Origin of the sequence: Pseudomonas caricapapayae (assembly GCF_001400735.1) — a bacterium.
Lineage (GTDB): Bacteria > Pseudomonadota > Gammaproteobacteria > Pseudomonadales > Pseudomonadaceae > Aquipseudomonas > Aquipseudomonas caricapapayae.
In genome coordinates, this window is the sequence record NZ_LJPW01000064.1 from 1 (window position 1) to 26,005 (window position 26,005).

Consider the following 26,005-nt stretch of genomic DNA (forward strand, 5'->3'; position numbering starts at 1 on the left):
AAAAAGGCCTGCCTGTAGACAGACTGAAAAATTATCAGGCGCGATTCGAGCAGGGACTCTTCGCAGACTTGATCGTGGATGTGGAGGCAAGCCTCGCCACCTCACCTTTTTGGTTCGATGGTCAATACCTGATATGGAGTTGTCTTAATGCTCTGGGGGACGACGCTGCAAAGCAGGAAGTGGAAGCGCAATTTGCTGTGCTCCTTAAAAGAATTCCAGAGGTCGTTCAACTTTATTTTAACGACGGTACACCTTTTGCCAATGCTCAAACGCTTCAGTGGATCTCGGCGCAGATCGTTCCGCCTGCACCGCCTGTCCAGCGCACTTTTGATATTGGCTCACGGCAAACTTCGCCGGAGTGGGATTCTGCCTATGAAGAACTCCTTCCGACGTTGCAGGACAATGGTTTAAAGGCCGTCGTCCAGGTACTGACGCAGCGAATGAGCAATGCCAAGGGCGGTCGGGAGATGTTTTTCTGGAAATTGTGTCTGGCACGGATGTGTCATCAGGCAAAAAAATACGAGCTTGCCAGTATTCAACTCGAGTTCCTTGATCGGGAACTTCAAACGTCAGGTTTGAATGCGTGGGAACCTTTGATTTTTCTTGATGTATTACGCTTGCTGCATAACTGCTACGAACAGATTCCTCAAAACAGCAGGTCAGCGCTGCGTAAAGAGGAGGTGTATCAAAGGTTGTGTCACTACGATCTTGAAGGTTTGATTGCCTAGTCAGTTTAACGTCCGAATTAATCGAGAGGAAATAAGATGGCCAGAGAAGGCTCTGTTGCGCCTAAAGAACGGATAAATGTCACATTCAAACCAGCCATCGGAGGCGTGCAGGAGGAGATAGAATTACCGCTGAAGCTTCTGGTTTTAGGCGACTTTATACAGCGCGCTGATGAACGAAAACTGGAAAACCGTAAGTCGATCAATATCGACAAGCATAATTTCGATGACGTGATGGCCAAGCAAGAGCTGAAACTTTCATTGGCAGTGCCTAATCGTTTGCAGGTTGACAGCGAGGTCGACGACCTGACTGTCAGCATCAAGGTGGCCTCAATGAAAGACTTCAATCCGGCCAGTCTTGTCGAGCAAATTCCTGAGCTGAAAAAGTTGATGGAGCTGCGCAATGCACTGATAGCGCTCAAGGGCCCTCTCGGTAATACGCCTGCCTTTCGCAAGGCAATCGAAAAAGTCCTTGTCGACAAGGATTCGCATAGCCGGGTACTGGATGAGTTGGGTCTCGGCGCAGTAGAACAACCGTTACGTTGATCGTACTTTCAGGAAGTTAGTGTATGACCACCCATGCTATACAACAAGGCAGTGTCAGCGAAGCTCAACACGGGATACTTGACCAGATCATCGCAGAGACCAGATTGAGCCCGGATGACGAGGCCTACGATATCGCCAAGCGTGGAGTTGCCGCTTTTATCGAAGAGCTGCTTAAACCGCACAATCGCAACGAGCCGGTAAAGAAAGCTTTGGTTGATCGGATGATTACGGAAATTGACACCAAACTGGGTCGTCAGATGGACGAGATTATCCATCACGCAGAATTTCAAGCGTTGGAGGCGTCCTGGCGTGGGTTACAGCTACTGATTGATCGAACCGATTTTCGAGAAAATATCAAAATCGAGTTATTGAGCGTCTCCAAACGAGATCTCCTGGACGACTTCGAGGACTCCCCCGAAGTCGTTCAGTCTGGCCTCTATAAACACGTCTACACCGCTGAATACGGTCAGTTTGGCGGCAATCCCGTTGGCGCAATCATCGCCAACTATTTCTTTTCGCCAAGTGCCCCAGATGTCAAAACCATGCAATACGTTTCAAGCGTTGCCTGCATGGCGCATGCCCCCTTTATCGCCGCTGCGGGTGCCGATTTTTTCGGTCTTGAGCATTTCACCGGCATGCCTGACCTCAAGGACCTGAGAGATCATTTCGAGGGACCTCAGTTCGCCAAATGGCAAAGCTTTCGGCAGCAAGAAGACGCTCGATATCTTGCATTGACGGTGCCACGCTTTCTCTTGCGCAGCCCTTACGAGCCAGAGGAAAACCCCGTAAAAACGTTTGCCTACAAAGAAAACGTCACGAATAGCCATGAGTGCTATCTATGGGGTAACACGGCCTATGCGTTCGCGACGAAGCTGACAGACAGTTTCGCCAAGTTTCGTTGGTGTCCCAACGTTATCGGACCATTGAGCGGCGGAGCAGTTGAAGACCTTCCTCTACACCGCTTTCAGAGCATGGGTGAAGTCGAGACCAAGATTCCGACGGAGGTTCTGGTCTCTGATCGCCGTGAATACGAACTCGCAGAGGAGGGATTTATTGCGTTGAGCATGCGCAAAGGAAGCGATAACGCCGCCTTCTTTTCCGCCAGCTCGGTGCAAAAGCCCAAGTTATTTGGCAACCATCCGGAGGGTAAGCTAGCCGAGCTGAATTACAAGCTGGGAACCCAACTGCCCTACATGATGATTGTCAACCGCCTCGCCCACTACCTCAAGGTGCTGCAGCGAGAGCAGATCGGGTCCTGGAAAGAGCGAGCGGATCTGGAAAATCAACTTAATAAATGGATCCGTCAATATATTGCGGACCAGGAAAATCCAAGCTCAGAAGTGCGAGGAAGGCGCCCGTTACGTTCAGCGCAGATCGTCGTCAGTGACGTGGAAGGTGATCCAGGCTGGTACCGCGTCAGTTTGAATGTCCGCCCCCATTTCAAATACATGGGTGCTGATTTTACGCTGTCTCTGGTCGGGAAGATGGAGAAGGAATAAACAGCCCTATGAGACCCCTAGAAAGCCTTTTTCAACGCCTTGTCGGGGAGACGGTACGGTTGCCAGGATGTACTGAGGAAGAACAGTTAATGACGTCGATAGCGACACATTTATCGAACGTGCTGGCTACCCGTGCAGGAAGTGTGAAAATGCTGCCTGATTATGGCTTGCCTGACTTGAATAATATGAATATGAGCGCTCACGAGACATTGAAGCAGTCGCGGGCTGCCATCGAGAAAACTATCAGGGCCTATGAACCTCGTTTGTCAGAGGTTTATGTTATGTCTGACGAGCACTCGGAGAACATATTAAGTCTGCAGTTTTCTATTCGCGCAATTGTAAAGTCTGGCGAAATTAAAAAAGCTGCCCGGTTCACTGCTGTTGTCAGCGGCGCTGGAAAGGTGAGTGTGAGTTGAGGTCGTAAATGTTATCTCGAATCAGCCGTTTTCGGGTTCTACCTGAAAACGGTTTGCCATTCATGAAAAAGTTCTGGTAGGTGAAGCGTGTCATTTAATCATTATTATCATGAGGAGCTGATGGCGCTTCGTCAGTCGGGACGACAGTTCTCTGAGCGCAATCCGGCATTAGCGTCCTTTTTAGGACAGACAGGTCAGGATCCCGATGTTGAGCGCTTACTTGAAGGATTTGCTTTCCTGACAGGACGTTTGCGTCAAAAGCTCGACGACGGTTTACCTGAACTGACTCATTCGCTTATGCAATTGTTATGGCCCAACTACATGAGGCCGATGCCTGCGGTGAGTATGTTGCAATTCGATCCGCTGTTGGCTTCGGGGGAGGGTATAACGGTGAAGCGTCATACGCCGGTAGAAAGTGAGCCTGTCAACGGGCTGGCGTGTCAATTTCGCACCTGTTTCTCAACGGACATCCTACCACTGAGGCTAGCACGTGTTTCTTGCCCGGTTAGCGGGGAGGCGGCGACATTGGTGTTGTCTCTCGAAATGACAGGTGAGGGGCACTTGGGGGCGCTCGAGCTGAACACACTACGTCTGCACTTTGCAGGTGATCGCGCTATCAGCCAGCTGCTGTATCTCGGCCTCATGCGTAAATTGAAAAGCGTCAAGGTATTACTGCTGGATGAGCAGGGCTCCCCGCTTTTGAAACGTGATGGCACATTGCACGAATTGAGTATTTCGGCAGATCAGGTGCAGCCAGTGGGTTTTGCAGAAGAAGAATCATTGATTCCTTATCCGCTGAACACTTTTCGGGGTTACCGCTACCTGCAAGAATACTTTTGTTTTCCGGATAAATTCCTTTTTTCTGATATCAGTGGCCTGCAGATTATCAGGTCAGTGAACGAAGCTCAGCTGAAAAAATCTCGCGGCTTTCAACTTGTCTTTGAAATGCACGGCGAGGATATGCAGCACCTTAGGCCGACGGTCGAGCATATAAAGTTATATTGCACGCCCGTGGTCAATCTGTTCAAACAGGATGCGCTGCCCATTTTGGCCGATGGACGACAGGATGAATATCTACTGATACCTGCGCACTATGGTCATGAGGGCTGTGGGGTATATTCGGTTGATGACGTCAGCGGATGGCAGCCAGGCGGCAGGGGCTATCAGAATTATGTGCCCTTTGAATCGTTTGAACACGACCCGGCTGTCGATGTTCAAAGCAGCTCCCCTTACTATAGTGTGCGTCATCGTGACGCCATCGCGCACGATGGTCTTGATACATTTCTGAGTTTCGATACGCGTGGCGATCGTGACGATGAAACGATTTCGATTGTATTGACCTGCACCAACAATAACCTCCCGCAACAGATTCGCGCAGGTGGGATATGCAAGCCGTGCGAGGGCACCCCTGACTTGCTGCGATTCAGAAATATTACACCTGCGACGAAAAGCTATTCGCCTCCCATTGGCAAAGACTTTCTATGGCGTGTCATCAGTAACATGTCTTTGAATTATCTTTCCCTGGCGAGTATTGAAGCGTTAAAGGTCATTCTCGAGACTTATGATCTGCCGCGGTATTACGACAAGCGCGCAGAGAAGGTCAGCCAGCGTTTGTTGAATGGGCTCAAGTCCATCCGGCACCAGCCTGTAGATCGGTTACATCATGGGCGCCCTGTGCGAGGGGTCAATACCGAGCTTCTTATTTCACCCGACGGTCTCGCAGACGAAGCCGGTCTGTTTCTTTTTGCTTCAGTCCTCAACGAATTTTTTGCGCTATATGCCAGCTTGAATTCTTTCCATGAACTGCACGTGAAAACCGCTCAGGGAGGTGGCTACGAATGGACGCCACGTATGGGACAGCAGCCGCTGCTCTGACCACACTCAGCCAGCACATACGCGAGTATTCGGTTTATCAGGCGATACCTCTAATCCTCGGGGTTTTACGTGAAGTTCACCCGAATGCCAGCGATGAGCAACTGCACGCCTTTCTTGAACTACGGGCACATCCAAGTCTTGGATTTCCGTGTAGCGACATTGATGGCCTGGATTTTTTTTATGAGCACGCTGAGCTGTATGTCCGGCTGTATCTCAACGTGATGGGCCTGGTCGGGTCTGCCTCACCGCTACCGGCCTTTTATGCCGAGCAGGCTTTGGGGGAGCGGGACAAGCCTAATACCACACGGGATTTCCTGGATATTTTTAATCAGCGTCTGCAAAAACTGATGCTGCCTGTCTGGCGTAAGTATCGCTATCACGCTGTGTTCGCCAGTGGCGCTACAGATCCTTTTTCCGAACATCTTTTTGCATTGATCGGGTTACACGGCGAGCGTATTCGCGAGACCACCGAATTGAACTGGAAGCGGCTATTGCCCTATCTGGGACTGTTGAGCCTGCGTGCCCATTCTGCCGCGCTGATCGAGTCGGTGCTTCGTTACTACTTCAAGCATGCTCAGTTGTTCATCGAACAATGTGTCGAGCGAACGATTGAGGTCAGCAGCGCTCAGCGTTGTAGCCTCGGAAAAGCCAATCACCAGCTAGGACGGAATGTGGTGTTGGGGCTTCGGGTTCCCGACCGGGGCGGCAAGTTTCGCATTCATATAAAACAGCTCGATTGGGCGCGCTTCCACGAGTTTCTACCCTCCGGCTCGAGTTACCGGGCGCTAGGTGCACTTGTCCGCTTCGCGTTACGCGACCCTCTGGATTATGACGTTTGCCTTGAGCTTCTGAAAGCGGATATCCGGGATCTACGCATTGGTGAGTTGAACACCTGTCACCTGGGCTGGACCAGTTGGCTCGGGCGAGAGCATGCCCTGGGTCTGATGATGCTCAACAGACCGATTCATAAGGACTATTCATGATCGATGTAGACCTGCAGCAACTTGTCAAAGCCCTTGATGGCCCAACACACAAAGAACTTGAGGGAACCGCCGAGCGCTGCGTTTACAGAGGCAGCAGCAAGATTCTGGTTGAGGATCTGTTGCTTGCTCTGTTGGAGCGGCCCGATGGAATGCTTGCATGTGCGCTACTGGACGCCAATGTTGCGCCTGACGAATTTGCAGGCTTTCTCCGTCCGCCAGTCGAGCACCATGCGCTCCTTAACCCGGTCTTTTCTGCCGAGCTTGTGCAGTGGCTCCAGGATGCGCTGTTGATCTCCAATCTGGATTTGGGCAAAAACATTATTGACCAGGCTGCGCTGATTCTCGCCTTGCTGCGTAACCCTTTGCGCTATGCGGACCGTCCATACCAGCCGTTATTGAGAAAGATCAATATTGAACGCTTCCGCGATTACGCCCTCGCCGAGCAGGTGACGGACGTAGCGAAGCCAGTGGTGAATCAAGGTGATTCGTTTCTCGAACGCTTCACTCATAATCTGACACAGCAGGCCAGAGAAGGCCTGATTGATCCGGTGCTGTGCCGTGATGACTGTCTGCGCCAGATGGTCGATATCCTGGCTCGCAGACGCAAGAACAATCCGATTGTGGTGGGGGAGGCGGGTGTCGGCAAAACCGCAGTTGTCGAAGGCCTGGCGCTGAAAATCGCGCAGGGTGAAGTCCCCGATCTTTTGAAGAATGTCGAGTTGCTGTCTCTGGATATGGGGTTGCTTCAGGCAGGCGCCAGTATCAAAGGAGAATTCGAGCGTCGCCTGAAGGGTGTCATTGAGGAGGTACGTTCTTCGTCCAGATCCGTCATTCTGTTCATTGATGAGGCCCATACACTCATCGGAGCCGGTGTGCAGGCTGGAGGATCAGATGCAGCCAATCTATTAAAGCCGGCATTGGCTCGAGGGGAGCTGCGAACCATTGCTGCGACGACATGGGCCGAGTACAGAAGATACTTTGAAAAAGATCCGGCGCTTGCGCGTCGTTTTCAACCCATACGCGTACTGGAACCTACAGTAGAGCAGGCCATCACCATTCTGCGCGGGATAGCCCCGTTATACGAACGCAGCCATGGTGTCTATTTGCGCGATGACGCTGTAGTTGCCGCAGCCCGCCTTTCGGCACGTTATCTCTCCGGGCGTCAGTTGCCGGACAAGGCAGTCGATCTGCTTGATACAGCCTGCGCTCGTGTGCGAATCGGTCTGGCTGCCGTGCCTGAACGTCTTGAGCATTTGCGAGGTGAGCTTGCTCGGCAACGAAGGCATTTTGAGGCAATACGGCGTGATGCCGATGCCGGACTCACGGTTGATAGCAATGTAGTGGATTCACTTGCTTCTGACCTGACACGGATTCAGAGCGAGACAGTTGCGCTGGAGTGCAAGTGGACTGATGAACGGGTCGCTGTCGAGCGGCTTCTTGGTCTGCGCAGTCAACTGGCTGATAGGGCAGTGCAGCAGGCCGGCGAGGGCAGTGACACCCAATCCACGCACGCGTTGGAGCTCGAGTTGACCACGGTTCGAAAGGCCCTGTTCGATACTAAGATCAATGACCGTCTGGTGAGTTTTGAAGTCTGTCCCAGGCTGATCGCAGAAGTGGTAAGTGCCTGGACGGGGATACCGGTGTCGCGGTTGGCTCAGGAGCACAGTGAAGGAATTGACTGCTTCTCCTCAGCGCTGCGTTTGCGCATCAGAGGACAGGAGCAGGCGATGCAGACCATTGAACAATCGGTAAGGGCATCGGCTGCCGGTCTGAACACACCGGGTGCTCCCACCGGAGTCTTTCTTCTGGTTGGCCCTAGTGGTGTCGGCAAGACTGAAACGGCCATTGTTCTGGCTGATCTGCTGTACGGCGGCGAGCGGTTTCTGACCACGATCAACATGTCCGAGTTTCAGGAAAAACACACCGTCTCCCGTTTGATCGGAGCACCGCCGGGCTACGTCGGTTATGGCGAGGGAGGCATGTTGACTGATGCTGTTCGACAGAAGCCCTACTCGGTGATTCTGCTTGATGAAGTGGAGAAGGCGGACCCGGATGTAATGAACCTTTTTTATCAAATCTTCGATAAAGGTGTAGCCAACGACGGAGAGGGCCGGGAAATCAATTTTCGCAACACGCTCATTCTGATGACCTCCAACCTTGGCGCTGATTTGATCCATGCCAGTTGCCACGAGAACAGGTGTCTGGATGCCAGAGAACTGGCAATGCAACTCAAGCCGATATTGAGCGCACATTTCAAACCGGCATTGCTGGCAAGGATGCGCGTGGTGCCCTATTACCCCGTCACTGGAGTAGCGCTTCGCGAACTGGTCGAGCTGAAGCTGATTCGTCTCGGAGAGAAACTTGAATCCAGGGGCCTGACTTTCAGCTACTCGCCTGATCTGGCTTGTCATCTGGCTGAGCATTGCACTCAAGGCGACAGCGGTGCCCGACTTATCGATCAGTTACTCGAGTCCCGATTGACCCCGTTGATAGCAGATCGATTGCTCAGCACCATAAACAGTGGTGATCCCGTCTACAGGGTTCATGCGACGCTCGGCAGCTCGGGCGCAATTGTCTGTGAGTTCGAATAAAATGACCTCGTCGTTCAATTCTCTACAGAACTCGCAAGATTATGCGCAAACCTTGATTTCGCATTATTCGGTTCTCGCGCAGTCTGCCGACAGCCAGTCGCTGCGGCATGATTTCGCACTGTCTGCTGTCAGACTCAGCAACTGCGAGGCAAGTCAGTTATTTCTGTTCGACGCTAACCACAAAAGCCTCTGTCTGGTAGCGGAAGTCGTTGACAGCGTTATCCAGCAAAGCGAGGGAAAAGCACCTGCGGATGACTACCAGGATCAGCCGTTGCTGCAATTCTGTCTACTTCAGAACAGGGCGGTCAGCGTACCGGAAATCAGCAGCAGTCCTTACGTCACCAGCTTTCTACCTGTCCGGGCGATGGAGTGGAGATCACTGTTGTGCATTCCGCTGCACAATCGCGGACAGGTGCCCGTTGGGCTGTTGGTATGTGTGAGCAGTCATCCTGGAGAGCTGGAAGGTTACACAGAATCACTAGCGGCACTGGGCTCATTCGTCATTTCACAACTGTCCCTCATGGAGTTGTCTGCCAAGCCTGCGGGCGCGATTCATCATTCGCGCAGACGCTCCGCACAGTCAGAGCGCTATGGGCTTACAGGGCGCAGTGCTGCCTTGGGCCGAACAATCCATCTTCTGAGCAAGATCCTCGACAGCACGTGCACAGTATTGCTCACTGGCGAGACCGGAACGGGCAAAGAGGTTGTGTCTCGTGCTATCCACGAGCACGGACCTCGTGGGTCCAACGCATTTGTTGTACAGAATTGCGCTGCATTTCCCGAGGCTTTACTGGAAAGCGAGCTGTTTGGCTATTGCAAGGGTGCCTTTACCGGCGCTGATCGAGATCGGCCCGGTCTGTTCGAAGTTGCTCATGGCGGCACGCTGTTACTCGACGAAATCGGCGATATGCCGATGCTGCTGCAAGCAAAGCTTTTGCGGGTGTTGCAGGAGGGCGAGATTCGTCCGCTGGGTGCCAACAAGGTTCGCAAGGTAAATGTGCGAATCATTGCGGCGACTCATCGTGATTTGCCGAAACTGATTGTAGAAGGACGCTTTCGTGAAGACCTTTACTATCGTCTGGCGCAATTTCCTATTGAGCTCCCTCCGCTACGTCAACGCGTGGGTGATATCGAAATATTGGCCCGGCATTTTTCCGAAAACGCTTGTCAGCAGTCACAGCGAGATCCGGTGCAGTGGTCTCAAACCGCGTTGAGTGCATTATCGGAATACACCTTCCCGGGTAACGTTCGGCAGTTGAAGGGGTTCGTCGAACGTGCAGTATTGCTGTGCGAAGACGGAGAGTTGAAACCTGAACACTTTCCCATCCCGGCTCAATCAATAAGCCATTCGGCTGGCCTCTCGTTACGCGAACGCATCGAGCAGTTCGAGCGCGGCGTCCTGCTTGAGTGTTTACGCGACAGCAACGGCAACCGGAGTCTTGCGGCACGCACTCTAGGCGTGTCTCGGCGCACCCTGCTTTATCGCCTGGCGCATCTGAAGATCGGTGCCGCTCATGGACGGCCTGATTAATCGCCGAATCACCATCGTTGCTTAACTTCTTGTCTGGAGACTTTTTCCAATGAACGTTCATTGTTGGCGCACTGTGCCTTTTATGTTTGCTGCGGCGATTTGCGTGGGGGGATGCAATGGCCATTTCAGGTTCAGCGATGACCAATATCGCGCCTTGGGCAGCCCGGAACCCACCAGATTAATGGATGGATTGCAACAAAGCTTGCGCAACCGAAGCGAGATAACAGACTCATTACGCGCTGATATCTCGGGCGTTGCCGCGCATCTGCCACCCCACTCGATGGTCGTGAGCAGCTATGAGTAGCAGTTCTGTTCTGTCGCGGTCTCCATCAGGATTCACAAGAATGACTTCAATGAGTATCTGCGTGAGCCAAGTCAATCGGTCACTGCTGTTACTACTGTTGCTCATGCTCAACGGTTGTTCATCACTTTCGCCTTACTCAACGCAAACCCGTCTGGATATCAGGCTGAATGCAGACAATCAGCTTAATCCTGATGTCAATGGCAGACCCTCGCCCATTGTTCTCAAGGTGCTGGAGCTCAGGCGTCCGGTCACCTTTGCGAATATGGATTTCTTTTCGCTTTACCAGCGGACTGATCGGGTACTCGGGCCGGACCTGGTTGCAAGCGAAGAGTTTGAACTTCTCCCCGGAGACAGTATTGAACTGAAGCTGAAGCTGGATCACAGCAGTCATTACATCGGTGTACTGGCTGCCTATCGAAATCTGCCGGAAACCCAATGGCGGCAGGTGATTCAGGTGCACCCCAAACAGCAGAATCGAGCCGTTCTCGTACTGGGTGAATCCGGTTTTTACCAGGCAGACACCCCGCATGACGCAGGAAATCCGACATGAATTCGCACAAGGTTATCTGGCAGGAAGGCATGCTGCTGCGTCCGCAGCACTTTCAACATAATGATCGTTACTACGACCATCAATTACGGACTCGTACTCAGTTGGCGGGAGCCTATAACTGGGGGTTTACAACCCTTGAAATTGATCCGCAATTTCTGGGTTCGGGGCAGATCGTACTTGCTCAGGCCTCGGGCATTCTCCCGGATGGCAGCGTGTTCGACATACGTGAGCGTCACACTCCATTGGCACTGGATATTCCTGCAAACACTTCAGATATGCCGGTTTACATAGCACTCCCGGCAATGGTGGGCAATTGCATCGAGGCACGCAGTCCCGAACAGCCCGAGGTGGTCGCACGCTTTACAGCCTACGCAGCTGATGTCCTGGATTCGAATGCTGGAACAGACTGTTCTACCTCGGTGTTTTGCGCGCGTCCGGAGTTCCGTCTGTTGCTCGGAGAGCCGCAGGGAGAACATGCCTACACCCTGCTCAAGCTGGGTCGTGTCCTTATCTGCAGCCCTGACAAGACAATAACGCTGGACGCTGGATTTTCACCTGCTTTCATCAGCGCCAGTGGTTCGCGCTACTTGATGTCGTGTCTCAAGGAAATTGTGGGTCTGCTACAGCATCGAGGAGATGTGATCGCAGAGCGTATCGGCGCATACGGCCAGGCGAGCGGTGCTGAGATGGGGGATTTCATGATGCTGCAACTGGTCAATCGCAATGCGTTGGTGCTTCAACACTATCTCGATATCCCGCATGTGCACCCCGAGGAGCTGTACCGTGCGCTGTTGTCTCTTTTGGGCGAGCTGTCGACGTTCGGTGATGACAGCAGGCGACCTCGACTGGCGGGTAATTATCAGCACAGTGATCAGGGCGCAACGTTCAAACGTTTAATGCTCGCCATTCGACAGATGCTGTCGATGGTTATCGAGCAGCACGCGCAAGAGCTCGAGTTGCAGCCCAGGCAATATGGCGTTCTGGTGTCGCCTCGGGTTGATCGTGAGTTGCTGTGCGATGCCTCATTTGTCATTGCCGCTCGCGCAGATTGCGATGCCGAAGAGTTGCGTCTGCGATTGCCGTCGCACCTCAAGGTGGGTTCTGTGGAAAGTATTCGCGAACTGGTGGGTCTGCATTTGCCTGGTATGCGGCTGAGACCGCTGGCTGCGGCTCCGCGGCAGATACCGTTTCATGCCGCAAAGACCTATTTCATTCTTGATGTCGATGACCGGGAGCAGACCGGAATCAATAAGTCCGGGGGATTTGCTTTCCATGTATCAGGTGAGTTTCCTGGACTTGAGTTGCAGTTTTGGGCGATCCGAAATTGAGAAGTGTGATGGGCATACAAAGCAGTCGCGAAGACCATGCCGTGACCGATGGCCCGGACAGTGTCTGGTCGGTCCATAGCGCGTTCACAAGCACCCACGATGCGAATCTTTTCGAAGGTCTGCAAGAGCGGTTGATCAACAACACCCGGCGGGTATCCGAAAAGCGGGTCAGTACCCATGTCAATCCGCTGGTTGCTGCTGCGAGCGAATTGCTGGCTCAGGTGGCAAGGCTGTCTGCAGCAGAAGAGGTTGGCGATATTGCGCTGCTGAACGTACAGCTATCGGACCAGGTCAAGCTGTTCGAGGCCAAGGGGCGGCACCACGCAATAGAAAATGATCAGCTGCTGACTGCACGCTACGTGCTGTGTACGGTCGTGGATGAAGCTGTATTGAACACGCCTTGGGGCAGTGCGAGTGACTGGTCGAAGATCAGTCTGCTGAGCCGCTTTCACAAGGAAACATTTGGCGGCGAAAAATTCTTTCAGCTCCTCGAAAAGCTTTCCGCCAACCCCTTCAGGCATCTGCCAATGCTCGAGCTGATGTACCTGTGTCTGGCGCTCGGTTTTGAAGGGAAATACCGCTCTCATCGGCTTAACGGCCATGAGCTGGAGGACATCCGCGACAGCCTCTATCGACAGATACGGCATGTGAGAGGCGACGTGTCCCACAGACTCTCGCCTCGCTGGCAGGGTCAGCAATCCACGGCTTCCGAGCGACTGCGGATCGTGCCTGTGTCGCTCGTTGTGCTGTTCACTGTTATCAGCCTGGCCGTGCTGTATTCCGGATTTTCCTGGGTGCTCGGCGAGCAGCGTGAGGCCGTGCTCAATCCCTATCAGTCAGCGGGTCGGGCAGTGCTTGAGCTGCGGTCCTGAAATGAGAGATGCAATGAAAATCCTGTTCAAAAAACTCATAACGCTGCTGTGCAGCACTTGGGCCTGGTCGCTGTTGTTGATAGGTGTACTGGCCACGTGTATCTGGGTACTCGGTCCATTGTTGGCGGTGGCGGATAAAAGATTTTGGGCAAGTCCGATTGCGCGCCTGGTATCGATCAGTGCGTTGTTTCTGATCTGGGGCCTGGGCGTTGTATTCACCAACTGGCGCAGTGGTTTACAGAAAAAAAAGATCCAAGACAGCCCGGAAGGTCAAGAGCGTTTGCGTAAGTCCGTTGCCGTAGAAAAAGAGCGTCTGGAACTGGTCAGTCGTTTCAAGGATGCCTTGCGCGTGCTCAAGGATTCTGCTCTGTATGGCGAATTGAGTGCCCGGAGCCGAACCGAGCTGCCCTGGTATGCACTGATCGGCCCGCAGGACAGCGGCAAGACCAGCCTGCTGAATTTTTCCGGGCTCGACTTCCCTCTCGACAGGCGCGGGCGCAAGTTGACGCACGATACGCGCAGCACTCTCAGTTGTGGCTGGTATTTTACCGAGCAGGCCATTTTACTGGACACATCGGGCCGTTATCTTGATCAGCCTGTACCAGAAGTGGACGGCGGCGCCTGGATGACCCTTCTGGGATTATTACGAGGCCGTCAACGCGCACATCCGCTCAGTGGCGTGCTGGTCACATTGCCAGTGGAATTCCTGTTTGACGAGCGTGACAGGCGTCTGGAAAAAGTTGCTGAAGATGTGCGCGCGCGCCTGGACGAAGCATTTCAGCAATTGCACGTTGATGTGCCGATTTATCTCGTGCTGACCAAGGCTGACTCGATAGCAGGTTTCGATGAATTCTTTGATCAACTGTCCCGTGAGGACAGTGAGCAGGTCCTTGGAGTCACGTTTCAAAAAGGTCAAAGCGGCACTGATAGCGATATTCTGTTTCAGGAATTTGAGGCGTTGTTGCAACGGCTTGGCAGTCAGGTCATCACTCGCATTCACCAGGAACGAGACAGCCAGCGGCGCGGCAAAATGCTTGAATTCCCTAATCTGCTTGGAGGCATCGCACACCGACTGGGTGTATTTGTAGAGCTCGCCTTCTCCGGAAATCGCTATCAGCGCGCCAGTCAGTTTCGTGGGTTCTACCTGACCCGGGCGCCGCAACTTGCTCAGCACAATGCATATAGTGGCGGGGAGGGCGATACTGAATTCCAGGTTGGAAACGCAAGGTTCATTCATGATCTGTTGCGACATGTGATTTTCCCTGAATCCGATCTTGCTGTTCTCAATAAAGAAGCGCGCAGAACGATTATGTGGCGTCAGAGGGCAGTGTATTGTACTGCGCTGTTGGTTTTATCTGTATTCGGTGTGTTATGGGCGACCGGTTTCAATGCCAACCACGACAGGCTGGAAAAACTTCGTCTTCTGGGTGAGCAGTGGGTGCAACAACGCTCATCGCTCAACGCCGAGAATGATCTGCTGACAATCCTCGACAGCCTGAACACTCTTCACCAGGCCTCTCAGGTATTTCCGGACACTAATGACGTTGCTGCGTATGAGCGCAGCGGCATTTATCAGGGCGAGCCTGCCAACGACGTCCTTTTGCGCGTTTATCATGCCGAGTTGCAGGGCCAGTTGCTGCCACGAGTGGCGCGGATGTTCGAAGCCCGCATAATGGACAGTCTGCAGGATCGCGAGCAATTGCTGGACAACCTGCGCGCTTACCTGATGCTGGTTCAGCGTGAACATCGGGTAACGTCTGCGTTGCAGGAGCGGGTTGCGGCTGACTGGTCAATTCGTTATGTAGGTCATGCTCAGGCTCAGCAGCAACTGAATCAGCATTTTGGGCGTTTGCTTGCACAGCCTTTTGCCTACCCGGTAAACGAGGCATTAGTGGCGCAGGCTCGGCAGGTGCTGCGTAACGAATCCTTCGCCAATGTGGTTTATCGCGTACTGCGTGAAAAAGCGCGTGTACTTCCGGACTACAGTCTGGCCCATCATACCGGGCCTCAGGTAAAACAGTTGGCCGGTACTGACTACCGAATTCCCGGACTCTATACTCGCCAAGGCTACGAGCAATATTTCATTGCCCGTGGCACAGGCGTGGTGACTGAAATCATGCGTGACAACTGGGTTCTGGGTGAACGTGCACAGTACAGTGCACATCATCTGCGCGCACTGATGGTCGAACTGGAAAAGTTGTACTTTCGTGATTACGCTGATCATTGGGCCGAAGCGATCGGCCGGGTTTCGTTGCAACCCTTTGAAGGACCCAGTCAGGCCGCAGTGCAGATGGCTGGTCTGACGGCAGCCCATTCGCCTTTGCTGCAGCTGCTGATCGAGGTGCGTGACAACACTCTTTTCCCGGTCCTCGCCGACGGTCTCGGTACTATGAGAGCCGAGGCTGACGAGGCAGCATCGAACCCTGTAGCGCTCGCCCGGGTTGCTGCGATTGGCGAGACGTTGCAGCAGGCGGTTACCGACAATCTGCCCGCCACCGCAAAGCAGTCACTACAGCGTCGCTTCGATCCTTTACACCGCTTGCTGGATGACGACAAAGGCCCTGCCGCTGATCTGGTTACGGCATTGAACGCCATCAATGAGTTACAGATGCAGATGGCTGCTCTGGGCCGCTCCGGTCAGCCTGACCTGGCTGCCTACGAGATGGCAATGGGACGTATGTCCGGACAGCGAGACGCGCTGAGCAACCTGCGCAACGCCGCAGCGGTTCTGCCACAGCCTCTGGGTGGCTGGTTCAACGGTTTGGCTGAAGATACGTGGAGCTTTGTGCTGTATCAGTCTCACCAGTACCTCAACCAACGCTACAAGGCCGAACTTTACAGTTTCTACGAACAGTCTCTCGCCAAACGTTATCCATTCCATGCGCATAGCAGCAGTGACGTGGCGCTCAATGATTTTCGTGAGTTCTTCGGTGTTCAGGGTGTAGCAGAGCGCTTCTTCGATAGCTGCCTGAAGGCCTTTGTCAGCGGTGATCCCGGTCGTTACCGACTGCGCACCATTGATGGCTATAGTCTGCCGATGAGTCGCGCCTATCTGGATCAAATGGCGGGTGTCTATAAAATTCGCAGAGGTTTTTTTGGCCACGGCACGACAGAGCCGCAGGTTCAATTCACCCTCGAACCCCACACCCTCGACCCAGGTGTGCGTCGCGCCGAGTTCCGGTTGGGAGATCAGTCCCTGGAGTATCGTCACGGGCCCATCGTGCCGACGCTGTTCAAATGGCCTGCCGATACTGAAGATGGACGTGCAAGTCTGGTAATGGAAGGCATGGTCGGTCGGCCTTTAGGCATTGAAAAGAATAACGGCCCATGGTCGCTGTTCCGCCTCATTGACCTGATGCAGACCGAGCCTGTGAAGGGGCGTGATGTTCTAATGCTCAAAGCCGATGTGGGGGGGATGCGCGCCAACTATTTGCTGTCGGGGCAGCGGGCACCCAATCCGTTCGATATGAGTGCGTTGCGCGATTTTCGCATGCCTGCGCAGCTTTGATGCCGTTCAGGTTGGCATTTGCGCTCGACGCCGGCCTGACCTTTCAACCAAGCAGCTTAACCAGACTCGGCTCAATCGCATCTGGACCCACCTCAAGCAGCGCCAGCGTTACCGGCAGCTTGAAACGCCGCCGTCCGGCGCTGCCTGGATTCAGATACAGCGTATCGCCGCGCCAATCGATGAGGGGTTTGTGCGAGTGGCCGGTCACGACCAGTTTCACGCTGTCATCCAGCAGCGCTGGAACGTCGGCGATGTCGTGGACCAGCAGGACTTGCCAGCCCTCGATGTCGAAACGCAGGTGATCGGCGATGTTTTTTGCCCACTCGGCATCCATGTCGTTGTTGCCGCGCACGATGTGCAGTGGGGCGATGGCGGTCAGTTGCTCGACGATGTCCTGGCTGCCGATGTCACCGGCATGGATGATCTGTGCGCAGCCCTGTAGCGCAGCGATGGCTTCAGGACGGAGCAGTCCGTGGGTGTCGGAAATCACGCCAACTTTCATATGGTGGCCTCGGGTCTGGGGCAGTTAGAAGCGCAGTGTAACGCGCTGCGCCTCTACGGCCAGTTACAGGATGGTCGTTATTGGCTGCATCCAAGCGCCAATACCAGCCGCTCCAGTCCGATGCCAAACCCGGCCCCCTCTCGATAGGCTCCGCCGCCGACCACCTGTTGCTGTGCGCCCAGGCGTGAGCAGCGTACCTCGAAGCCGTTGCCGTTCAGGTAGTAACTCAGGCCGCGTTTGACGGCAGTATTGAGTTCATAGTCCAGCCCTAGCGAGTCAAGAAAACCCGTGCAGATGGCCTGGCTGCGTTGCAAGGCCTGCTGCGGTGACGGGCCGAGGATTTCCAGCCCCAGCTGGGTGAATTCGCGGTAGCGTCCGGCTTGTGGGCGCTCGTAGCGATAACAGCGTGCCACGTAGAAAAACAGCGCCTCACGACGACCGTCCAGTAGTGCTTCGCTGCGTTCCTGAAACAGCGCCGTGGCTTCGGGTATCAGGCAACAGGCGCGCCCGGCCTTGTCCTCGAAAGCCCACATCTGGCCGATGATTTCGCTGCCGCCGGCTTTTTCGATAAAAGTGTCCTGGCCCCATAAGGCCGGCACTATCGCTTCCTCAGCTCCGGCTTCGATGAAGATAGCTCCGGAAACGGTTTTCTGTGTCACGCAGGATTGCAGCTTCTGTTCCGGTCACGATGCGTGTTCCGCGTAGCATGGTCATGGGTGATGATCTCCGGTTTTTTCAGGCAATAAAAAAGGCGCCATAAGCGCCTTGGTCGGTTTCACTGATGGGTCAGAAGGTGGATCTATATCTGGCCAATCGATGAGCACAAGCAACCGCAGCACCTTGAAGCGGGCTGTGGTGGTGATGACGGTTGTTTCGGGAAAATTGATTCATGCCTGATCCTTGCACGCTTTAACGCATCGCTCAAGTAGCGGTGTTGACGGACACGTTTTATCTGAGCCGCGCCATGCTCAAGGCATCGACGAACAGGCCATCGCGCACGGCGTAGTTGCGCAGCCGGCCCTCTGTTTCGAAGCCGAATTTTCGGTACAGACCCTGGGCTGCTTCGTTGTCGACATACACGGTCAATTCCACCCGGCGCAGGTTCATCCAGTTGTCTGCGATGTCCAATGCTGTGGTCAGCAACTTCGAGCCGATGCCTTTGCTCTGCCAGGCCGATGCGACGCCCATGCCGATAGCGCCGACATGGCTTTGCCGACTGCGCGAATATTGCTCCAGACCAATGCTGCCAATCACTTCGTTACCATTGAGCGCGACCAGTTTCACGTGTCGCTCGGTACTGGCAGCCAGGCGTTTGCGCCAGACTTCGATGGACTGATACGGCATTTGCAGTACCTGACGGCACACCGCAGGTTCGTTATAGAGTGCAGTGACACCTTCGAGGTGAATTTCGGCCATGCGCTGGATGAGAATTTGCGGGGCAGGGGCGTGCACGTTGATTCGTTCCTTGAATTGCGTTTTGGCGTTCAGGTTAAAGGGGCATTCTTGTGGCATAGCTGCCCCGCGTCATACGGGTCAGACAATATATTCGGTTTTGCCCACCGCTTGCCATTCTGCAAAACAGGCTATTGCTTCCGCCTCTTCATAAGTGTACCGTTGTGTTCACTTATGAAGAGGGTCGCATCATGTTAGCCACTTCGGTCGCCCAGCTGTCACAGGAATCCATAAAGCCAGGTATTGGCGCGCGCGTTTTCAACAGCAAGCAAGAGCTGCTGTCGGGTCAATTCGCCGGGGAAATCCGAGAACTGCTGGAGCAGCGGGGTGTGCTGGTGTTCCCGCAGATCCATTTTTCCGATACGGAGCAGATTGCCTTTACTCGTACGCTGGGCACGTTCTGCCCGGAAGCCAGCGATGGGCAGAACATCACCAAGATCAGCCTCGATGTGAAAGAGAACCCTGCAGGTGCCGAGTTTCTCAAAGGCTCGCTCTATTGGCATATCGACGGCACGAGTAGCGATTCACCCATCCTGGCGTCGCTGCTGTCCTGCAAGGTGGCCGCCAGTTGGGGCGGCAATACCGGGTTTTGTAATACCTATGCGGCTTACGAGGCGTTATCGAGCGCTGATAAACAACGTTACGAAAGCTTAAGAGTAATTCACGCGCCATGGGCATCGTTACTCTATTACAATCCGGAGCCTGGCCTTGCGATGCTCAAGGCCATGCAGGCTATCGGCGAGAAGGAGTTGCCGCTGGTCTGGCGGCATCGCTCCGGTCGCAAGTCGCTGATTCTGGGATGCACTGCGCAGCAAGTCGTCGGCGTTGGCCTGGCGCAAAGCGCGCAGATTCTGGTCGGCCTTCGCGAGTGGGCCACGGCCGAAGCGTTCAGTTACAGCCACGCGTGGCAGGTCGGTGATCTGGTGATATGGGACAACACCGGCACCATGCACCGTGCGGAAGCCTACGACCCTGAGTGCGGACGGATGATGCACCGCACCAAGTTGCAGGGCGAAGAGCCTTTCGAGTAGCCCGCCGGCCGCGACAAAAGGACGACATCCTGGCTTTTATACTGAGTTGCTCATTGTGAGCCAAATCGTTTTGCCGGATTGGAGAAACGAGAATGTGCAGACCTAAAGAGCCCATTGCGGGTGTGTTTCTATTGTTGGTTCTGGCTGCCGGGGGCTGGGTCGCCCAGGAGCCTTTCCCTCATTTCGGGATTGATCTGCCTGCCGAGGTTTTACTGGACGGCGAGCGCCCGGCCAAACCTGTGTCACCGCGACAGCGTACGCAAATCGATGAAAGCCAGTTCAGCAGCGCGATGCTTGAGCCCGTGCATATGTATGCGACCGTAGAGTAATCGAAGGCTCTGTACGAAAGGTCTGCCAGCGCAGACACTTTTGGTACAGCGCCTGCTTGGTGCGCTCAGGCGGCCCATTTGCGCAGCAACCCCAAACGTTTCAGCCAGCCTTCTTTTTTGTCTGGCACCTGTACCTGGACGATTTCCGGCATGTCGCGCAACTTCACCCAGATATTTCCGCGCCATTTCAAGGTGCCCAGTGTGGTGCCCTGCCAGTTCATCTGGCAGTGAACGGGACAGTCGATATGGGTATCAACCGGACGAGCGCACAGGGCAGGCAGTACGTCTTGGGTCAGCCAGCGTCGCAACGCGCGGTTTTCCGGAATGTAATGGTGAATCAGCAGGGCGAAGACTGCAGACTCGCTGATCAGCAGGCATTTTTGCCATTCGCCGTAGGTCAGTAACCACGCGGTGCGGCGCTGGTCGGCGTCGAGCTTGCGAGTGTTGCGCTCGTCCAGGCGTTTGCCCATCAGGCGGGCAATGTCTTCCAGCGGAAACCACGCTTCTGCGTGCATGACGACGGCACGCAACAGGCAACGGTGGCGCAGAAATATGGCGGGTTCGTGTTTTTCGGTACAGGGAAGAAGGGGGAACGGCAGATCCATTGATTAAATGCTCCATAGCGAACATAGAGCCCCGATCAAGTCGCTAAACGAGAAGGTGGCAGCTGTGCGAAGGTTAGCGAACCGGCCTCTAATCTTTCGCACACCGGCAGACCCGAAGGTCTCCGACGCACAGCCGCCATAACGCGATGTTCATGTTCAGCATGAAACGCGATGTCGAGAATAGAGATTCGGATCGCTAAATCCGGCCGCTGATTGGGCAGCGACGGCGCACCTTAGATCCTCGATACACCTCACGCAACCGACTTGAGCCTTCTCGGAAATTTCACACAGATAGAAGAGAATTATCAGTCAAGCGGCTTCATGCTTTCCTGCAAAAGCAACGTTTTTCATGCATAAAGCCTGCTGTTCAACGGCTTCAAGCAATGTCGTTGGCTAATCGGTCTCGCTAATGTTGGCGAAGAAAATACACCCGATCAGTCTGGCAAACAGGGTCAGCGTTTCCGCCAGATCGGGGTCGTCAAACAACGTCATGCTCGAATCCAGGGCGCACAGTGCGCCATACAGCTGACCGTCCGGAAGATAGATCGGTACACCCGCATAACTCTCGATGGCGTACCGCTTCACGACCGGCAGATTCGCGTACCTGCCGTTTTTACTGATCTGCGGTACAAACAAGGCGTGCGGATTGACGCAAAACTCATTGCAGAGCGTGGTCTCCAGCTCGAACACGTCCCCGTCCTCGATACCCAGATTAGTCGGGTCGTACACAGAACAGGCGATCCAGTCTGCGTCAGTGAACTTCGCAATACCGGCGAAGCGCATGCCTGTCAGTCGGGTGACCAGCCTTAAAACGTTGGTAGTTGCCTCGATCTCGGCAATCGCAGAGCGTTCCTCGGTGGTCAGGCCGCCGCTGGAAACTGTCAATTCCAAACTCATGCAATTCTCCGAAATACTCAATGTGTGTGCAGCGGCCCATGCTAACCGACTCGCCTGAAAGGCCACAGGGGTTATCAGGCCGGTCGCGGATTATTTTTGAGCATAAATATTGACGCCAACTTTTAAAGTTTGACGTGGCGCTGCCGACATCTCTGAGTTGTATCAATGGCAAGGATAAGCCTCTTATTAACCTCCCACGACGGCCCGACGAGAGCGACTTACGGTGAACACTATGCTGAGCAATATTTCTGTCAGGTCCAAGCTTGTGCTCGGGTTTGCCTTGGTCATTGTGCTGACAGTGCTGATTGCACTGACAGGCTGGATGGGTATCAGTTCGTTGAGCGAACGTAGCGAGCGGATTGCCGATATCGGCAAGCTGAGCACGCTGACCCGGGATGTCCGTATAGCCCGTCTTGCCTACACGATCAACTATGATGCCGAGCGAGCCAGCAACTGGCTGAAAGCCCTTGAAAGTCTCGAAAATCATGTGAAGTACGCGCAGAAGGTCTTCGACTCGCCACTGAATACACCGTTGGTAAACGCGTCTGCCGAAGCTTTGAAGGATTACCGTGTCCACTACGACAACCTGCTGCAGGCAACTGCCGCTCGCGAGGCGACCCGTGCAGTGTTTGGTCAGTATGCCGATGCAGCCGCTGACGATTTGCAAAAGCTGAACGCCTTTGCCAGGTCCGAGGACGGCAGTGCCGCTCAGCGCGACGCCATTATTCAGGCAATGACGTTGTTTCAGAAAATGCGCTTCGACCTGCGCGGTTATACCTATTCCTTGAAAGCAGAGAACCGTGCGCCGGCCGAGGCCTCGATGAATACGGTTATCAATTTCGCCAGAAACCTGCAGGGTTTCGATAGCCAGTCAGCAACGATCAAGCACCTTGTGGACGCTCTGATCAGTTATCAGAACACCTTGAATCAATTCTCGGCAGCACAGGAAAAGATCGAGCAGGCTCAGGCGGGCATCAATAAAAATATCGCTATTCTGTTCGACAGCGCCGACAAGCTGTCCGCGAATCAGGTCAACCTGAGGATAGAAGACGTGGGCCAGGCGCAGACCCTGCTCTCCGTTTGGCTGGTTGCAGCGTTGATCATGAGCGCCTTGGCTGCGTGGGTCATTACTCGCCTTATCGTCGGCCCGCTGCTTGAAACACTGAAGCTGGCCGAGCGTGTCGCCGACGGTGACTTGACGCACAACCAGGCGGTCACTCGCAGGGATGAACTGGGCCTGCTGCAAGGCAGCATGCTGCGCATGACCGGCAACCTGCGCGAGCTGATTGGCGGTTTGCGCGACGGCGTGACACAAATCGCCAGTGCCGCCGAACAGTTGTCTGCCGTCACCGAACAGACCAGCGCCGGCGTCAACAGCCAGAAGAACGAAACCGATCAGGTCGCCACGGCAATGCACGAGATGTCTGCGACGGTTCAGGAGGTTGCCCGCAATGCAGAGCAGGCGTCGCATGCTGCAGTCAATGCTTCGAAGGAAGCTCGCGAAGGTGACGGCGTGGTTTCCAAGGCAGTTGCCCAGATCGAGAAGCTCGCCACTGAAGTCAAGCACTCCAAGTCTGCAATGGACGAGCTCAAGAGCGAAAGCAACAAGATCGGTGGCGTGCTCGACGTGATCAAGGCCGTTGCCGAGCAGACCAACCTGTTGGCGCTCAATGCGGCCATTGAAGCGGCGCGGGCGGGCGAGGCGGGCCGAGGCTTTGCGGTGGTGGCCGACGAAGTAAGAAGCCTTGCCCAGCGCACGCAGACGTCTACAGAAGAGATTGCGGCATTGATCAGCGGCTTGCACACCCGTACAACGCAGGTGGCCACGATTCTGGACAACAGTCAGGCGCTGACTGAAAACAGTGTAGAACTGACACGCAATGCTGGCGCTTCGATCAATAACATGACCCAGGCGATTTCGACGATCGAGACGATGAACCACCAGATTGCCGCTGCCGCTGAAGAGCAGAGCGCGGTCGCCGAAGAAATCAATCGCAGTGTGTTGAATGTGCGTGACATTTCCGAGCAGACTGCATCTGCCAGTGAAGAAACTGCCGCGTCGAGCGTAGAGCTTGCTCGTCTGGGCGTGCATCTGCAAAGTCTGGTCAGCCGATTCAAGGTCTGATATCAGCCCCGGTAGACTCCGGTGCAGCGGCCAACGCTGCGCACCGGAGTGGATTTTGACCGCATCCCGGCGGTAAACCTTTTACCGTCCCCAGCGCCCCGTCGCGAACTCCACGAAACTTCTCAGTTTGGGCAATCGATAACGATCCTGCACGTACAGCAGGTTCATCGGTCGTCTGGGCAAATGGTAGTCCGGGAGCAGTGCAACCAGCCGGCCCTCCTGCAAGTCTCTCTGAACCAACGCGTCCGGGAGCATCACGACGCCCATTCCGGCACGAGCCGCCTGATAAAGACCGGCCGACGTGTTGGCAACCATCGAACCACTTACGTCCACCAGTACTTCACCTTTCGGCCCGGTCATACGCCATTGGGTACCCGCTGTGCGCCACTCGTCTCCTGCCGGGTAAGCAAATGCCAGGCAATTGTGTGCGCAAAGATCCTCGGGGTGCGCCGGTGCTCCGTGGCGAGCCAGATAATCCGGCGCGGCGCAGATGGTCAGGGTGTAGTCCTGCAGGGGGCGTGCAATGAGTGGCGAGGACTCGGGAATGTTGCCCAGGCGAATGGCGACGTCGAAACCATTATCGATCATGTCCAGTCGCTGGTTGGTCAGCACCAGATCGAGCCTGACGTCGGGAAAGCGTTGCGAGAACTCGACCAGGGCAGGGGCCAGCACCTCGGAACCGAAGGTCAGCGGTGCAGTGATGCGCAGCGTGCCGGTGGGATCGCCATGTGCCTGTTCAGCCAGCTGTTCGGACTCGGCCACCAGCCCCAGCACCTCCAGACAACGCTCGTAATACGCAGTGCCGAATTCTGTCAGGCGCTGGCGCCGGGTTGTGCGCTGCAAGAGGCTGACGCCCAGGCGCTGCTCCAGCGCCCGCAAGTGGTTACCGACCATAGTGGTGGAAATCGAACACGCCTGCGCCGCTGCCGTCAGGCTGCCTGACTCGACGACCTTTACGTACACACGCATCGCCTGAAACAGATCCATTATCAAGCCCTGCTTTAAAATGATTGAAGTATTTTGCTGTTTATCCATAAAGGGTGGTTAACGATACTGCAAAAACCGAAACATACCCAAGGAGCTTCACGCTATGACCACTGCCTGCCTGATGAGCACTTACCAACCTCTGGCCCTGAGTTTTACGCGTGGCCTGGGTACGCGTCTGTGGGATGAAAGCGGGCGCGAATACCTGGATGCCGTGGCGGGCGTGGCGGTGACCAACGTCGGCCATTCGCATCCGTTGCTGGTCGAGGCAATTCGTGATCAGGCGGGTCTGCTGCTGCACACCTCCAATCTCTACACCATTGACTGGCAGCAGCGCCTGGCGCAGAAGCTGACCCGTTTGTCGGGGCTGGACCGGGTGTTCTTCAACAATTCAGGTGCCGAGGCCAACGAGACTGCACTCAAGCTGGCGCGCCTGCATGGCTGGCACAAGTACATCGAGCGGCCGCTGGTGGTGGTTATGGAAAACGCCTTTCACGGCCGCACGCTGGGCACGCTGTCGGCCAGCGACGGACCGGCCGTACGCCTGGGTTTCAGCAGCTTGCCGGGGGATTACGTCAAAGTCCCATTTGGCGATCTGGCAGCGTTCGATAAGGTTTGTCTGACTCACGGGCATCGGATCGCCGCCGTACTGGTTGAGCCGATTCAGGGCGAGGGCGGCGCGCAGATGGCACCAGGCGGCTACCTCAAGGCACTGAGAGAGCGCTGCACGCGGCGCGACTGGCTACTGATGCTGGATGAAATTCAGACCGGCATGGGGCGCACCGGAAAGTGGTTTGCCTTTCAGCATGAAGGTATCGTGCCGGATGTCATGACCCTGGCCAAAGGGCTTGGCAACGGTATACCGATCGGTGCCTGTCTGGCGCGCGGCAGAGCCGCGGAGCTGTTCACTCCCGGCAGTCACGGCAGCACCTTCGGCGGCAACCCGCTGGCCTGCCGGGTCGGTTGTACGGTGGTCGATATCATCGAGCGGCAGGCGTTGGTAGAAAACGCAGCCTTGCAAGGCAGGCACTTGCTTGACAGGCTGCGCGAGGTGCTTGGCGCTCACCCGCAGGTGCTGGAGATTCGTGGTCTGGGGCTGATGATCGGTATCGAATTGCGCCAGGCGATACCCGCGTTGACCCGCATTGCGGCTGAAGAGCACGGCTTGCTGATCAACGTCACCCGGGGCAAGGTCATCCGCCTTTTGCCACCTCTGGTGCTCGACGCTGCAGAGGCAGAACAGATCGTTGAACGCCTGCTGGCAAGCCTCGACAGTGCCTGTTACCAGTCGCTTGAACGGGCTGGCTGAAGCAAGGGATTAAGGAAAAGGACTACATCGGGCTGTACCGGGA

21 protein-coding genes and 2 pseudogenes are annotated in these 26,005 nt (G+C 55.0%); 17 read left to right on the top strand and 6 right to left on the bottom strand.

Going from position 1 to position 26,005, the window contains the following annotated elements; translation table 11 throughout:
• The 12 genes from ALO80_RS09110 to tssM form a co-directional block, all read left to right on the top strand.
• On the top strand, positions 1 to 728 hold a 728-nt coding region (locus tag ALO80_RS09110; protein ID WP_174518945.1), incomplete at its 5' end, for a type VI secretion system domain-containing protein.
• 36 nt (positions 729 to 764) lie between these two features.
• Positions 765 to 1,271 (top strand): type VI secretion system contractile sheath small subunit, encoded by a 507-nt coding sequence (gene tssB / locus ALO80_RS09115; RefSeq protein WP_055008753.1) that lies wholly within the window; start codon positions 765 to 767, stop codon positions 1,269 to 1,271.
• A 23-nt stretch (positions 1,272 to 1,294) separates the two neighbouring features.
• Positions 1,295 to 2,770, top strand: coding sequence for a type VI secretion system contractile sheath large subunit (tssC, locus tag ALO80_RS09120; protein ID WP_055008754.1), 1,476 nt, complete (start codon positions 1,295 to 1,297; stop codon positions 2,768 to 2,770).
• A gap of 8 nt (positions 2,771 to 2,778) precedes the next feature.
• A complete protein-coding gene (gene tssE, locus ALO80_RS09125; RefSeq protein WP_055008755.1) occupies positions 2,779 to 3,186 on the top strand; it encodes a type VI secretion system baseplate subunit TssE in 408 nt (135 codons plus the stop codon).
• Between the two features lie 87 nt (positions 3,187 to 3,273).
• Complete coding sequence (tssF, locus tag ALO80_RS09130) at positions 3,274 to 5,061, top strand: type VI secretion system baseplate subunit TssF (RefSeq protein ID WP_055008756.1); 1,788 nt, start codon at positions 3,274 to 3,276, stop codon at positions 5,059 to 5,061.
• A complete protein-coding gene (tssG, locus tag ALO80_RS09135) occupies positions 5,025 to 6,044 on the top strand; it encodes a type VI secretion system baseplate subunit TssG (RefSeq protein ID WP_055008757.1) in 1,020 nt (339 codons plus the stop codon). Before tssF ends, tssG begins: the two co-directional genes overlap by 37 nt.
• The gene (gene tssH, locus ALO80_RS09140; RefSeq protein ID WP_055008758.1) at positions 6,041 to 8,635 is read left to right on the top strand and encodes a type VI secretion system ATPase TssH; all 2,595 of its coding nucleotides are present in this window, start codon (positions 6,041 to 6,043) and stop codon (positions 8,633 to 8,635) included. Before tssG ends, tssH begins: the two co-directional genes overlap by 4 nt.
• Before the next feature lies 1 nt (position 8,636).
• Positions 8,637 to 10,166, top strand: coding sequence for a sigma 54-interacting transcriptional regulator (locus ALO80_RS09145; protein WP_055008759.1), 1,530 nt, complete (start codon positions 8,637 to 8,639; stop codon positions 10,164 to 10,166).
• Between the two features lie 344 nt (positions 10,167 to 10,510).
• Positions 10,511 to 11,020, top strand: coding sequence for a type VI secretion system lipoprotein TssJ (gene tssJ / locus ALO80_RS09150; RefSeq protein ID WP_055008760.1), 510 nt, complete (start codon positions 10,511 to 10,513; stop codon positions 11,018 to 11,020).
• Complete coding sequence (tssK, locus tag ALO80_RS09155; RefSeq protein WP_055008761.1) at positions 11,017 to 12,348, top strand: type VI secretion system baseplate subunit TssK; 1,332 nt, start codon at positions 11,017 to 11,019, stop codon at positions 12,346 to 12,348. The genes tssJ and tssK overlap by 4 nt, the downstream gene beginning before the upstream one ends.
• 8 nt (positions 12,349 to 12,356) lie before the next feature.
• Positions 12,357 to 13,220, top strand: coding sequence for a type IVB secretion system protein IcmH/DotU (gene icmH, locus ALO80_RS09160; RefSeq protein WP_055008762.1), 864 nt, complete (start codon positions 12,357 to 12,359; stop codon positions 13,218 to 13,220).
• A gap of 13 nt (positions 13,221 to 13,233) precedes the next feature.
• On the top strand, positions 13,234 to 16,728 hold the full coding sequence (tssM, locus tag ALO80_RS09165; RefSeq protein ID WP_055008763.1) for a type VI secretion system membrane subunit TssM: 3,495 nt from the start codon (positions 13,234 to 13,236) through the stop codon (positions 16,726 to 16,728).
• Positions 16,729 to 16,771: 43 nt separating this feature from the next.
• Here tssM and ALO80_RS09170 read toward each other — a convergent pair whose 3' ends face one another.
• From ALO80_RS09170 to ALO80_RS09180, 3 genes are all read right to left on the bottom strand, one after another.
• A complete protein-coding gene (locus ALO80_RS09170) occupies positions 16,772 to 17,230 on the bottom strand; it encodes a metallophosphoesterase family protein (RefSeq protein WP_055008764.1) in 459 nt (152 codons plus the stop codon).
• A 77-nt stretch (positions 17,231 to 17,307) separates the two neighbouring features.
• Positions 17,308 to 17,889 carry an ATP phosphoribosyltransferase regulatory subunit gene (locus tag ALO80_RS09175; RefSeq protein ID WP_055008765.1) on the bottom strand — a complete coding sequence of 194 codons (582 nt, stop codon included), beginning with the start codon at positions 17,887 to 17,889 and terminating at the stop codon, positions 17,308 to 17,310.
• Positions 17,890 to 18,178: 289 nt separating this feature from the next.
• A complete protein-coding gene (locus ALO80_RS09180) occupies positions 18,179 to 18,682 on the bottom strand; it encodes a GNAT family N-acetyltransferase (RefSeq protein ID WP_055008868.1) in 504 nt (167 codons plus the stop codon).
• 191 nt (positions 18,683 to 18,873) lie between these two features.
• On the opposite strand from ALO80_RS09180, the gene ALO80_RS09185 reads away from it, so the two are divergent.
• Positions 18,874 to 19,713: a TauD/TfdA dioxygenase family protein gene (locus ALO80_RS09185; protein ID WP_055008869.1), complete on the top strand. Its 840-nt coding sequence runs from the start codon at positions 18,874 to 18,876 to the stop codon at positions 19,711 to 19,713.
• A 92-nt stretch (positions 19,714 to 19,805) separates the two neighbouring features.
• On the top strand, positions 19,806 to 20,042 hold the full coding sequence (locus ALO80_RS09190; RefSeq protein WP_055008766.1) for a hypothetical protein: 237 nt from the start codon (positions 19,806 to 19,808) through the stop codon (positions 20,040 to 20,042).
• A gap of 65 nt (positions 20,043 to 20,107) precedes the next feature.
• Here ALO80_RS09190 and ALO80_RS09195 read toward each other — a convergent pair whose 3' ends face one another.
• Positions 20,108 to 20,647, bottom strand: coding sequence for a BRO-N domain-containing protein (locus ALO80_RS09195; RefSeq protein WP_055008767.1), 540 nt, complete (start codon positions 20,645 to 20,647; stop codon positions 20,108 to 20,110).
• Between the two features lie 393 nt (positions 20,648 to 21,040).
• The gene (locus tag ALO80_RS09200) at positions 21,041 to 21,544 is read right to left on the bottom strand and encodes a GAF domain-containing protein (protein ID WP_055008768.1); all 504 of its coding nucleotides are present in this window, start codon (positions 21,542 to 21,544) and stop codon (positions 21,041 to 21,043) included.
• Between the two features lie 232 nt (positions 21,545 to 21,776).
• On the opposite strand from ALO80_RS09200, the pseudogene ALO80_RS32500 reads away from it, so the two are divergent.
• Together ALO80_RS32500 and ALO80_RS32505 are read left to right on the top strand one after the other, a co-directional pair.
• Positions 21,777 to 22,814 (top strand): annotated as a pseudogene (locus ALO80_RS32500) (methyl-accepting chemotaxis protein); the annotation flags it as partial.
• Between the two features lie 255 nt (positions 22,815 to 23,069).
• Positions 23,070 to 23,669, top strand: a pseudogene (locus ALO80_RS32505) (methyl-accepting chemotaxis protein); the annotation flags it as partial.
• Positions 23,670 to 23,750: 81 nt separating this feature from the next.
• On the opposite strand, the gene ALO80_RS09210 reads toward ALO80_RS32505, so the two are convergent.
• Positions 23,751 to 24,656 (bottom strand): LysR family transcriptional regulator, encoded by a 906-nt coding sequence (locus ALO80_RS09210; protein WP_055008770.1) that lies wholly within the window; start codon positions 24,654 to 24,656, stop codon positions 23,751 to 23,753.
• Between the two features lie 103 nt (positions 24,657 to 24,759).
• Between ALO80_RS09210 and ALO80_RS09215 the strand changes: the two genes are divergently transcribed.
• Positions 24,760 to 25,962, top strand: a complete 1,203-nt coding sequence (locus ALO80_RS09215) for an aspartate aminotransferase family protein (protein WP_055008771.1) — start codon at positions 24,760 to 24,762, stop codon at positions 25,960 to 25,962.
• The last annotated feature ends 43 nt before the right edge of the window (positions 25,963 to 26,005 follow it).